Source organism: Agromyces sp. Leaf222, from assembly GCF_001421565.1.
Classification (GTDB): Bacteria; Actinomycetota; Actinomycetes; order Actinomycetales; family Microbacteriaceae; genus Agromyces.
Genome location: NZ_LMKQ01000001.1, coordinates 1,921,867 through 1,933,242 on the forward strand (window position 1 = coordinate 1,921,867; position 11,376 = coordinate 1,933,242).

Sequence of the window (11,376 nt, forward strand, 5' to 3'; positions counted from 1 at the left end):
CGGCCGTGCGGCCGTCAGCGGGCGCGGGCGATGGGCGCGTAGCGGCCCGAGGTGACGGCGATGAGGTCGTCGGGTGCGAGCTCGAGGTCGAGCCCGCGGCGACCGCCGGACACGTAGACCCGTTCGCAGAGGATGGCCGACTCGTCGAGCACGGTCGGCAGCGGCGTCTTCTGCCCGATGGGACTGATGCCGCCGACGACGTACCCGGTCTTGCGTTCGGCGACGGCGGGATCGGCCATCTCTGCCCGCTTGCCGCCCAGGGCCTGTGCGAACGCCTTGAGGTCGAGCTGCATCGCGACGGGCACGATCGCGACGGCGAGCGAGCCGTCGACGACCGCGAGCAGCGTCTTGAACACGCGGTCGGGGTCGAGGCCGAGCTTCTCGGCGGCCTCGAGCCCGTATGCGGCGGCGCGGGGGTCATGCTCGTAGGCGTGCGCGCGGAACGCGACGCCCGCCCGGGTCAGCGCGAGGGTCGCGGGCGTGCCCGCCGCGGCATCCGACCGTCTGGCCATCAGATTCGACCGGTGGTCGCCTCGGATACGTCGCCCGGAGCCGCGGCGGGAGCCGCGCCCGCCACCGACGCTGCGCTCGACGCCTCGCCCAATGCGCGGTAGAGCAGCATCGACTGCGGCGGAACGCCGACGCGCTCGCCGGGGAGGTGCTCGCTCGACTCCGTCACCGGGTGCTCGTCGGACGAGTCCCAGAGCAGCATGTAGCCCGTGACCCCGTCGTGCTCGGGCAGCACGACCTCGGCCGCCGCCTCGTGCGCGTGCACCACGAGCAGGATGCGGTTGAACTCCTCGACCTCCGGCGTCGAGGCCGCGAGGTACTGCAGCGTGCGCTCGGCGGGGTCGTTCCAGTCGTCGATGGTCATGGTCTCGCCGTCGGCGGTGTACCAGTCCATCTGCGACGCGCTCGGCGTCGTCTCGCCGAAGACGCCGAAGCGCACGGGCCGGATCGCCGGGTTCTCGCGGCGCAGGTGCACGAGTCGACGGGCGGTCGCCTCGATGCCCGCGTCGCGGTCGTCGGCGCTCCACGACAGCCAGGTCAGGTCGGAGTCCTGGCAGTAGGCGTTGTTGTTGCCGCGCTGGGAGCGCCCGTACTCGTCGCCGGCGGTGAGCATGGGCACGCCCGCCGAGAGCAGCAGGGTGCCGAGCAGGTTCCGGATGCTGCGCCGACGCGCCGCGAGCACCTCGACGTCGTCGGTCTCGCCCTCGACGCCGTGGTTGTAGGAGTTGTTGCCGTCGGTGCCGTCGCGGTTCTGCTCGCCGTTGCCGAGGTTGTGCTTGACGTCGTAGGCGGTCAGGTCGGCGAGCGTGAAGCCGTCGTGCGCGGTGATGAAGTTGAGGCTCGCGAGCGGCCCCCGCTCGCGGCTGAACGTGTTCGAGGAGCCCGCGAGACGCGTCGCGAAGCGGCCGATGCCGCTGCCGGCGTCGCCGGTCTCGCGCTCGCGACGCAGGTCGCCGAGCCAGAAGTCGCGCATGCGGTCGCGGTAGCGGTCGTTCCACTCGATGAACCCACGCGGGAAGTTGCCCGTCTGCCAGCCGCCCGGGCCAACGTCCCACGGTTCGGCGATGAGCTTCGACGCCCCGAGCACCGGATCGGCGAGCATCGCCTGCAGCAGCGGATGGTCGGGCGTGTACGCCTCGTGGTCGTCACGGCCGAGGGTCGCGGCGAGGTCGAGGCGGAACCCGTCGACCTGGAGCTCGTCGGCGAAGTAGCGCATCGAGTCGAGCACGAGCCGTTGGGGTTCGTCGCGCCCGAAGTCGAGCGAGTTGCCGCATCCGGTCGTGTCGACGTAGCGGCCGTGCGCGTCGTGCCGGTAGTACGCCGCGTTGTCGATGCCGCGGAACGAGTAGGTCGGGCCCTGGCGGCCCTCTTCGGCGGTGTGGTTGTAGACGACGTCGAGCACGACCTCCAAGCCGGCGTCGTGCAGACGGCGCACCATGTCGGCGAACTCGCGCCGCACCGCCCCCGCGCCGTTCGCGCGGGCGGCGGCCGTTGCATACGGCGCGTGCGGCGCGAAGAACCCGAGCGTGTTGTAGCCCCAGTAGTTCGTGCGGCCCTGGCGCTTCAGCCGGTGCTCCGACAGGAACGCCTGCACGGGCAGCAGCTCGACCGTCGTGACGCCGAGGCCTGTGAGGTACTCGATCGAGGCGTCGTGACCGAGACCCGCATAGGTTCCGCGCATCGCCTCGGGCACGGCCGGATTCAGCTTCGAGAAGCCGCGCACATGCGCCTCGTAGACGACCGTGTGGTCGAGCGGCACCCGCGGCTTCTCGGCGCCGCCCCAGTCGAACGCGCCGTCGTGGTCGGCGTTCGCGCCGCCGGCCCCGGTCAGCGGCTCGAGCGCGACGCCGTGCCACGATCCGCCGCCGACGGACGCGAGCCCCCTGGCGTACGGGTCGAGCAGGGTCTGCGCCGGGTTGAACGCGTGCTCGACACCCGAAGGGCCGTCGACGCGGAAGCCGTAACGCGCGCCGTGCACCAGCGCGGCCGACGAGCCCTGCCAGACGCCGTGCTCGTCGCGCACGAGTTCGACCCGGTCGGTCGCCCATCCGGCGTCGGCACGGTCGAAGACCTCGAGCTCGATCGAGGTCGCATTCGCCGACCACACGCGGACGGTTCCGCCGTCGGCGCTCGTTCGAACGCCGAGGTCGTGCAGGGGATCGCGCTCAGACATGCGTTCTAGAGTAGATCCACACGAGGGACGGAGGGCGCATGGCGGTCTACCTCGACCACGCGGCCACCACCCCCATGCGGCCGGAGGCGATCGACGCCATGGTCGACGCGATGCGGCTGGTCGGCAATCCCGCCTCGATCCACAGCGCCGGGCAGCACGCGAAGCGGGTCCTCGAGGAGTCCCGCGAGCGCATCGCCGCGACCCTCGGCGTCGACGGCATCGAGGTCGTGTTCACCGGCAACGGCACCGAGGCCGTCAACCTCGCGATCAAGGGCCTCTGGTGGAGTCGGCAGGCGAGCACACCAGACGGTTCCGGCGCGCGCCGCCGCATCCTGGTTCCCGCGGGCGAGCACCACGCCACCGTCGACACGGTCGAATGGCTGGCGACCCACGAGGGTGCCGTCGTCGACGAGGTGCCGCTCGACGGGGTCGGACGGCTGCGACTCGACGTGCTCGAGCGACTGCTCGACGAGCACGCGGCATCCGTCGCCCTCGTCACGATGCTCTGGGCCAACAACGAGGTCGGCACGATCCAGCCGGTCGCCGAGGTCGCTCGCCTCACGGCCGCGGCCGGCGTGCCGCTGCACGTCGACGCCGTGTCGGCGTACGGACAGGTGCCGATCGACGTCCGGGGCATCCGTCGCGACACCCAGGCGCCGCGCGGCGCCGGACTCGTCGCGCTCAGCGTCTCGGCGCACAAGATCGGCGGCCCCACCGGCATCGGCGCGCTCGTGCTCGACCGGTCGGCCTCACTCGAACCGCTCATCCACGGCGGCGGTCAGCAGCGCAAGGTGCGCTCGGGCACGCAGGACGTCGCCGCGGCCGCCGCGTTCGCCGCCGCCGCCGAGGCCGTGCAGTCCGCGCTCCCCGAAGACGCAGCACGCATGGCCGGCCTCCGCGACCGGCTCATCAGCGGCGCGCTCGCCGCGGTGCCCGGCGTGCACCTCTCGGGCGACCCGACCGCCGATGGCCGGCTGCCCGGCAACGTGCACCTCTCCTTCGACGGGTGCGAGGGCGACTCCCTGCTGTTCCTGCTCGACGCCGCAGGGGTCGCCGTGTCGACCGGGTCGGCGTGCCAGGCCGGCGTGCCCGAACCCTCCCACGTGCTCATGGCCATGGGTCGCACCGAGGCCGACGCACGGGGCGCCCTGCGCATCACGCTCGGCCACGACTCGACCGACGCCGACGTCGAGGCGTTCCTCGCCGCGCTGCCGGCCGCGCACGCGCAGGCCGCGAAGGCTGGGCTCGCCGCCCGGGCCACGTCGTTCGACCGCTGAGGCCCGCACGCGGCATCCGCTCAGGGGCACCTGCCTACACTGGAGTGGTGAAGGTTCTTGCAGCGATGAGCGGTGGCGTCGACAGCGCCGTCGCGGCCGCGCGCGCGGTCGAGGCGGGGCACGAGGTCGTCGGCGTGCACCTGGCGCTCAGCCGCATGCCGGGCACCCTGCGCACCGGCAGCCGCGGCTGCTGCACCATCGAGGACTCGATGGACGCCCAGCGTGCGGCGAACGTGCTCGGCATCCCGTACTACGTGTGGGACTTCTCGGAGCGCTTCAAGGCCGACGTCGTCGACGACTTCGTCGCCGAGTACTCCGCGGGCCGCACGCCCAACCCGTGCATGCGCTGCAACGAGCGCATCAAGTTCGCCGCGCTGCTCGAGAAGGCGCTCGCCCTCGGGTTCGACGCCGTCGCAACGGGCCACTACGCCAAGATCACGACCGATTCCGCGGGCAACCGCGAACTGCACCGCGCGAGCGCCGAGGCGAAGGACCAGAGCTACGTGCTCGGGGTGCTCACCGCAGAGCAGCTCGCCCACGCCTACTTCCCGCTCGGCGACACGCCGACGAAGGCGCTCGTGCGCGCCGAGGCCGCCGAGCGCGGCCTGAGCGTCGCGCAGAAGCCCGACTCGTACGACATCTGCTTCATCCCCGACGGCGACACGAAGGGCTGGCTCGCCGAGCGCGTCGGCACCGCGACCGGCGACATCGTCGACCGCACGGGCGCCGTCGTCGGCACCCACGAGGGCGCGCACGCCTACACGGTCGGCCAGCGTCGCGGCATGCGCCTCGGAACCCCCGCGGCCGACGGCAAGCCGCGCTTCGTGCTCGAGGTGCGACCGAAGGACAACACCGTCGTGGTCGGCCCCAAGGAGGCCCTCGCGACCGCGCTCATCGCCGGCTCCCGCTACACCTGGGCCGGGCTCGCGCCGGCCGACCCGTCGACGGAGTTCGCGTGCGAGGTGCAGATCCGCGCGCATGCCGATCCCGTTCCCGCAGTTGCACAGGTCGTGCCGGATGCCGCGGGCACGCCGGAGTTCGTCGTGACGCCCGAGATCCCGCTCGACGGGGTCGCCCCCGGGCAGACCGCCGTGATCTACGTCGGCACGCGGGTGTTGGGCCAGTTCACGATCGACCGCACCGTCAGTGCGGTGCCCGTCGGGGCGTAGCGGTCGGTCGCGCGGCCGGTCGCGGCATCCGCTGTTCGGGTCGGGCGGCGTGGGCCCCAAGCCGACGAGTCGGAGGCGATCAGGCGGATGCCGCGCGTGAAATAGCGGTTCTGCGGCCGCGGTGTCAAGGCCCAGCGGCGTGAATCGAGCCTTCACTAGATTCATCGGACGTCGCTCGATCGAGCGGCGCACCCCGAGGAGGACGACGTGACCACCCCCCGAGTTCCCGAAGAACGAAGCGCCACGCACCCCGCACCCGCAGCATCCGCCGCACCCGCCACCGCCGTCATCGACGAGCGCGAGGCCGCCGACCGCACCCCCGCACGTACCGACGACCGCACGGCCGACGACCGCGACACCGTCGCGTACCCCGTGGTCGCGACCGGTCCGGACGCCCGCGGCACGAAGACCGGCACGGTCGAAGCGCCCGCCGCACCCGCACCCGCTTCCGCTTCCGCTTCCGCTTCCGACGAGCCGACCGCCGCCGACGGTGAAGCCGACGCCGCGCCCTACGGCGCAGCCGCCCGCCGGGCCGTCGTCGCACGCCAGCGCGAGGCCTTCGGCGGCGTGAAGATCGGTTCCGCACTCTTCGGCTGGCTGACCGCCACGGGAACCGCGGCGATCCTGACGGGCACCGTCGCCGGGGCGAGCACCGCCCTCGGCATCGACACGACGGGTCGGGCAGCCGTGCTCACGGGCGTCGCCTCCGAGAGCGTCGGATGGGTGGCCGTGACCGTGCTCGCCCTGATCCTCCTCGCGTCGTACTGGTGCGGCGGCTACGTCGCAGCGCGCATGGCGCGGTTCAACGGCGCGGTGCAGGGGCTCGCCGTCTGGGTCTGGGCACTCGTGATCGCGATCGTGGTGTCGCTCGTCAGCGTCATCATCGGCAGCCAGGTCGACGTGCTCGCCAATGCGAACCTGTACCCGCGCATCCAGATGAGCCCCGAGGAGTTCACCGTCGCCGGCCTCGTCATCGCGGCGATCGTGCTCGTCTCGAGCCTCGCCGGCGCCGTGCTCGGCGGCATGTCGGGCACGCGGTACCACCGCCGTGTCGACCGCGCCGGATTCGTCGAGGAGCGCTGATCCGCCCCCTGCCGACCATCACGCCGGTGAGCTCACGTGACGCGTGAGCTCGCCGGCGTTCCCGACGAGGCGGTGACGGTGCCCGACGCGGTCGAGGCGTTCGCCTCCGGCGGGTCGATCACGCCCGTCTGGCGCAACACGGCGGGCGGGCTGACGTTCCGGGTCGAGCGCCCCGCCGCCGCGGGCGGTTCCTGCTTCGTCAAGTGGAATCCGAACGGCACGGGGGAGTCGCTCGCCGACGAGGAGCGACGTCTCTCGTGGCTTCGCGGCCGCATCGCCGCCCCGCGGGTCGTGGCGTCCGGTCACGACGAGCGCGGCGAGTGGCTCGCGACCGAGGCGATCGACGCGGCATCCGCGGTCTCGGCCGCCTGGTCGGCACGAGCGGATGTCGCGGCGCGCGCCATGGGCACCGGACTGCGGCGCCTGCACGACGCCGTCGACCCCGATGAATGCCCGTTCGACTGGTCGGTCGCCGCTCGCATCGCGGTCGCGGAGGACTCCTGGCTCGTCGTGCCGCCGCACCTGCGCGACGCGCCGCCCATCGACCGGCTCGTGGTCTGCCACGGCGACCCCTGCGCGCCGAACACCCTCATCGACGTGCGCGGGGCGTTCGCGGGCATCGTCGATGTGGCGAGGCTCGGCGTCGCCGACCGCTGGGCCGACCTCGCCGTCGGCAGCTGGAGCCTCGAGTGGAACTTCGGCGGCGGTTCCGAGCCCGCATTCTTCGAGGCCTACGGCATCGAGCCCGACGCCGAGCGCATCGCCTACTACCGAGCGCTCTGGGACGCGACCTGACAGCGCGCCGGTGCCGGTTCTCGGCGTCGCGTCGGGCGTCGCGTCGGTGGTCGCTCATAGGATGAGCCTGTGAGCGAGATCCCCGCCGAGACCGACGTGCCCGCAGACTTCGAGGCGGCCCGTGCCGAAGCCGATGCGCTCACCGCGCGCATCGAGGGCGCGCGACTCGCCTACTACGGCGATGGCGACTCGCCGCTCTCCGACGCCGAGTACGACGCCGACTTCCACCGGCTCGAGGCGCTCGAGCGGTTCTTCCCCGAACTCGCCGGGCAGGACAGCCCAACGCAGCAGGTCGGCGCCGCCATCGTCACGGCCGGGTTCCCCGAGCACGAGCACGCCGAACGCATGCTCAGCCTCGACAACGTCTTCTCGATCGAGGAGTTCCGCGAGTGGGCGGCCAAGGCCGAGGCCTCCGCCGGGCGTCGCGTGCACTGGCTCAGCGAGCTGAAGATCGACGGACTCGCGATCAGCCTCGCCTATCGCGACGGCGTGCTCGAGACCGCGACCACCCGCGGCGACGGACGGGTCGGCGAGGACATCACCGAGAACGTCGACCTCATCCCGGTGATCCCGCGTCGGCTCGAGGGCTCCGGCTATCCCGGCTTCTTCGAGGTGCGCGGCGAGGTGTTCCTCCGCTCGGCCGATTTCGAGGCGCTCAACGAGCGACAGCACGAGCTGCAGGCCGCCTTCGAGACCGAATGGGTCGCGAAGGGCAGGCCGGCCGACGCGATCCCGACGCGGTACGCCGAGTTCGCGAACGCCCGCAACACCGCCGCGGGCAGCCTCCGCCAGCGGCGCGAGAACAAGAGCGAGACCGACCTCGTGCTCATGCGCGAGCGCCTCGGGCGGCTCTCGCTCTACCTGCACGGCATCGGCGCGTGGGCGCACCCCGACGTCGCGGCCCAATCTGAGATCTACGGCCTGCTCGCCTCGTGGGGGCTGCCGGTCTCCCCGCACTCGCGCGTCTTCGGCAGCGTCGACGAGGTCGCCGGGTACATCGCCGACCGCGGCGAGCACCGGCACGACGTCGAGCACGAGATCGACGGCATCGTCGTCAAGATCGACGAGCTCGAACTGCACGACGAGCTCGGCGCAACGAGCCGGGCCCCGCGCTGGGCGATCGCCTACAAGTACCCGCCAGAAGAGGTGCACACGAAGCTGCTCGACATCGTCGTCGGCGTCGGCCGCACGGGCCGGGCGACACCGTACGCGGTCATGGAGCCCGTCAAGGTGGCCGGCAGCACCGTGCGTCAGGCGACCCTGCACAACCAGCAGGTCGTGCGTGCGAAGGGCGTGCTCATCGGCGACACGGTCGTGCTGCGCAAGGCCGGCGACGTGATCCCCGAGATCCTGGGCGCAGTCGAGCAACTGCGCGACGGCAACGAGGTCGAGTGGCACATGCCAGAGGTCTGCCCCGAATGCGGCACGCCGCTCCGGGCCATGAAGGAGGGCGACATCGACCTGCGGTGCCCGAACGCGGAGTCGTGCCCGGCGCAGGTGCGCGGGCGCGTCGAGCACATCGGCTCACGCGGAGGCCTCGACATCGAGGCGCTCGGCGAGGTCACCGCGGCAGCGCTCACGCAGCCCTCGTTCCCGGCCGAACCGCCCCTCCCGACCGAGGCGCGACTGTTCGAGCTCACGCTCGACGAGCTCGTGCCGATCGAGGTCGTCGTGCGCGATGCCGAGACCGGTGAGGCCAAGCTCGACGAGGCGACCGGTGAACCGGTCAGGCGCGCGCCGTTCCAGAAGGTCCGCATCACCTACCCGCCCGGCACCGAGACGCTGACGCCGGCCGAGCGGCGATCCGCCGGCGTGAAGAAGGACTTCCGCGAGGTCGGCCCGTCCGAGGCGGCGACCAAGCTCCTCGCCGAGCTCGAGAAGGCCAAGACGAAGCCCCTCTGGCGGCTCATCGTCTCGTTGAATATCCGTCACGTGGGTCCGGTCGCCGCGCGAGCGCTCGCGGACTGGTTCGGCTCCCTCGAGAGCGTCCGCGCCGCGACGCGCGACGAACTCGCCGAGGTCGACGGCGTCGGGGGCATCATCGCCGACTCGCTGCTCGAGTGGTTCGAGGTCGAGTGGCACCGCGAGATCATCGACCGGTGGACGGCGGCTGGGGTGAAGTGGCAGACCGACGGCCATCCGGGTCCGGGGGCCGCGGCCGCCGCCGGGGGCGTGCTCGCCGGTCTCACGGTGGTCGCGACCGGGTCGCTTGAGGGGTTCACCCGCGAGGGCGCCCAGGAGGCGATCATCAACGCGGGCGGCAAGGCGGCGTCGAGCGTCTCGAAGAAGACGGACTTCGTCGCGGCCGGGCCCGGTGCAGGGTCCAAGCTCGCCAAGGCCGAAGAACTCGGACTCCGCGTGCTCGATGCCGCGCAGTTCGCCATACTCGTGACACAGGGGCCCGCAGCGCTCGACGAGTAGCTGCGGAGCCGACGACCGGGCGGGAGGGGCCGCGGTCGAACCGAACGGCCGACGGGGGAGCAGATGACCGAAGAGACGACTTCGAGCGCCGACGCGCCGGATCACGGCGACGCATCAGGCGCGTCGAGCGCATCGGACTCGACCGAAGCGGAGGCGGTCCAGGCGTCCCCGGCCGAAGGAGCCTCGCGCAGGGACTTCCTGAAGCTCGGCGGTGCGGCGGCGGCCGGAGCGGTGGTCGGCGCCGGCGCCGGCGCATCGGCGGGGCTCGCCGTCGGCCATGCGCGCGGCTTCGCCGAGGGTTCCGACGAGTTCGCGGCGCTCACCCCTCGCGAGCAGGCCGGATTCGACCACCTCGTCGTCGTCATGGGCGAGAACCGGTCGTTCGACAACCTGCTCGGTTGGCTGTACACCCCCGACGACGTGCCCGCTGCGGGCTTCGACGGGCTCGCCTTCGGCACGTATTCGAACACCGGGCTCGACGGCACCGAGGTGCCGGTGCATGTGTACGAGGGCACGACCGACGAGATCATGGGCAAGCCCAACCCCGATCCCGGCGAGGAGTTCCCGCATGTGAACACCCAGCTGTTCGGCATCGTCGACCCGTCGACGAACTCCGAGGTCGAGGTCGGCGACATGGACGCGCCGTACAACGCACCCAAGCCGGGGCAGAAGCCGACGATGAAGGGCTTCCTCGACGACTACGTCATCAACTACGAGCGGCTGAAGAAGGGCAAGCAGCCCACGGCCGACGAGGCGAACCAGATCATGGGGTCGTTCTCGCCCGAGATGCTGCCGGTGCTCTCGACCCTGGCGAAGAACTTCGCCGTGTACGACGCCTGGCACTGCGGCGTGCCGTCGCAGACGTTCTGCAACCGCTCGTTCTTCCACGCGTCGACCTCGCACGGCTTCGTCACGAACAAGCACGGCGGCGGCTACCGCAAGTGGATCGACGCCGATCCGACGCCGACCGTCTTCAACCGGCTCGAGGAGGCCGGCGTGAGCTGGCGCATCTACTTCGACGAGCTCCAGCTCGTGTCGTTCACGGGCGTGCTGCACGCGCCGGTGCTCGAGCCGTACTGGCGAACCGAGCGGTTCGCGACCATGGAGCAGTTCTACGACGACGTGCGCACCGGCAGGCTCCCGGCCTATGCCTTCATCGAGCCGCGCATGGTCTACAACCACAACGACTTCCATCCGCCGTTCGGCAAGCTCCGCGAGTCCGACTTCGACGGCACCGAGATCATCGACAGCGCGGTCTCCGACGTCCGCGCGGGCGAGTTGCTCATCCACCGCATCTACGAGGCGGTCAAGACGAGCGCGAGCTCGGGCGGGTCGAACGCGCTGAACACGCTCCTGCTCATCACGTTCGACGAGCACGGCGGCACCTACGACCACGTGCCGCCGCCGGTCGCGACGCCGCCCCACGAAGACGAGGATCCCGGCGAGATGGGCTTCACCTTCGACCGGCTCGGATGCCGCGTGCCGGCCATCGCCGTCTCCGCCTACACGAGGGCGGGCACCGTCGTCCACGACGAGATGCACCACGCGGCGGTGATCGCCACGCTGGCGCGCCTGCACGGGCTGAAGCCGCTCACGCGTCGAGACGCGGGTGCGAACAACCTCTTCAACGCCGTCAACCTCGATGCGCCGCGACATCCGTCGACCTGGCCGTCGACGACGCCGCAGTACCTGCCGCCGAACCCGCAGGCCACGCCGCCGCACCCGGCCCACGTGCACAAGGACAAGCCGTTGAGTCCGCCCGCGCGGGGCCTGCTCGGCATGCTGCTGGCGCGCTTCGGGCAGGCCGACGAGCCGGAGCCCGAGACCTACGCCGACGCGTACCGGCTGCTGCACAAGTACGGCGACGGGCTCTTCGGCGTGCAGGGATAGGCCGGGTGCGGGGCCCGACGCGCCGCACGGCCCGCCGCCGATAGAATCGAAGCATCCC

8 protein-coding genes are annotated in these 11,376 nt (G+C 71.9%); 6 read left to right on the forward strand and 2 right to left on the reverse strand.

The annotated features are described in order from the left end of the window. Positions 1-14: 14 nt before the first annotated feature. Together ybaK and glgX are read right to left on the reverse strand one after the other, a co-directional pair. Positions 15-512 carry a Cys-tRNA(Pro) deacylase gene (gene ybaK, locus ASE68_RS08430; RefSeq protein WP_055857360.1) on the reverse strand — a complete coding sequence of 166 codons (498 nt, stop codon included), beginning with the start codon at positions 510-512 and terminating at the stop codon, positions 15-17. Continuing rightward, entirely contained in the window at positions 512-2,683 is a 2,172-nt protein-coding gene (glgX, locus tag ASE68_RS08435; protein WP_082462126.1) for a glycogen debranching protein GlgX, read from the reverse strand. Before glgX ends, ybaK begins: the two co-directional genes overlap by 1 nt. A 38-nt stretch (positions 2,684-2,721) precedes the next feature. Here glgX and ASE68_RS08440 point away from each other — a divergent pair, with 38 nt between their 5' ends. The 6 genes from ASE68_RS08440 to ASE68_RS08465 all read left to right on the forward strand — a co-directional run bounded on the left by ASE68_RS08440 (position 2,722) and on the right by ASE68_RS08465 (position 11,318). Continuing rightward, complete coding sequence (locus ASE68_RS08440) at positions 2,722-3,960, forward strand: cysteine desulfurase family protein (protein ID WP_055857363.1); 1,239 nt, start codon at positions 2,722-2,724, stop codon at positions 3,958-3,960. Between the two features lie 47 nt (positions 3,961-4,007). Then, positions 4,008-5,129, forward strand: a complete 1,122-nt coding sequence (gene mnmA, locus ASE68_RS08445; RefSeq protein WP_235480799.1) for a tRNA 2-thiouridine(34) synthase MnmA — start codon at positions 4,008-4,010, stop codon at positions 5,127-5,129. 207 nt (positions 5,130-5,336) lie between these two features. Next, positions 5,337-6,212 (forward strand): hypothetical protein, encoded by an 876-nt coding sequence (locus ASE68_RS08450; RefSeq protein WP_157421587.1) that lies wholly within the window; start codon positions 5,337-5,339, stop codon positions 6,210-6,212. Positions 6,213-6,248: 36 nt separating this feature from the next. Then, a complete protein-coding gene (locus tag ASE68_RS08455; protein ID WP_055857369.1) occupies positions 6,249-7,007 on the forward strand; it encodes an aminoglycoside 3'-phosphotransferase in 759 nt (252 codons plus the stop codon). A 69-nt stretch (positions 7,008-7,076) separates the two neighbouring features. Continuing rightward, a complete protein-coding gene (gene ligA / locus ASE68_RS08460; RefSeq protein ID WP_235480800.1) occupies positions 7,077-9,428 on the forward strand; it encodes an NAD-dependent DNA ligase LigA in 2,352 nt (783 codons plus the stop codon). A 63-nt stretch (positions 9,429-9,491) separates the two neighbouring features. After that, a complete protein-coding gene (locus tag ASE68_RS08465) occupies positions 9,492-11,318 on the forward strand; it encodes an alkaline phosphatase family protein (RefSeq protein WP_082462127.1) in 1,827 nt (608 codons plus the stop codon). The last annotated feature ends 58 nt before the right edge of the window (positions 11,319-11,376 follow it).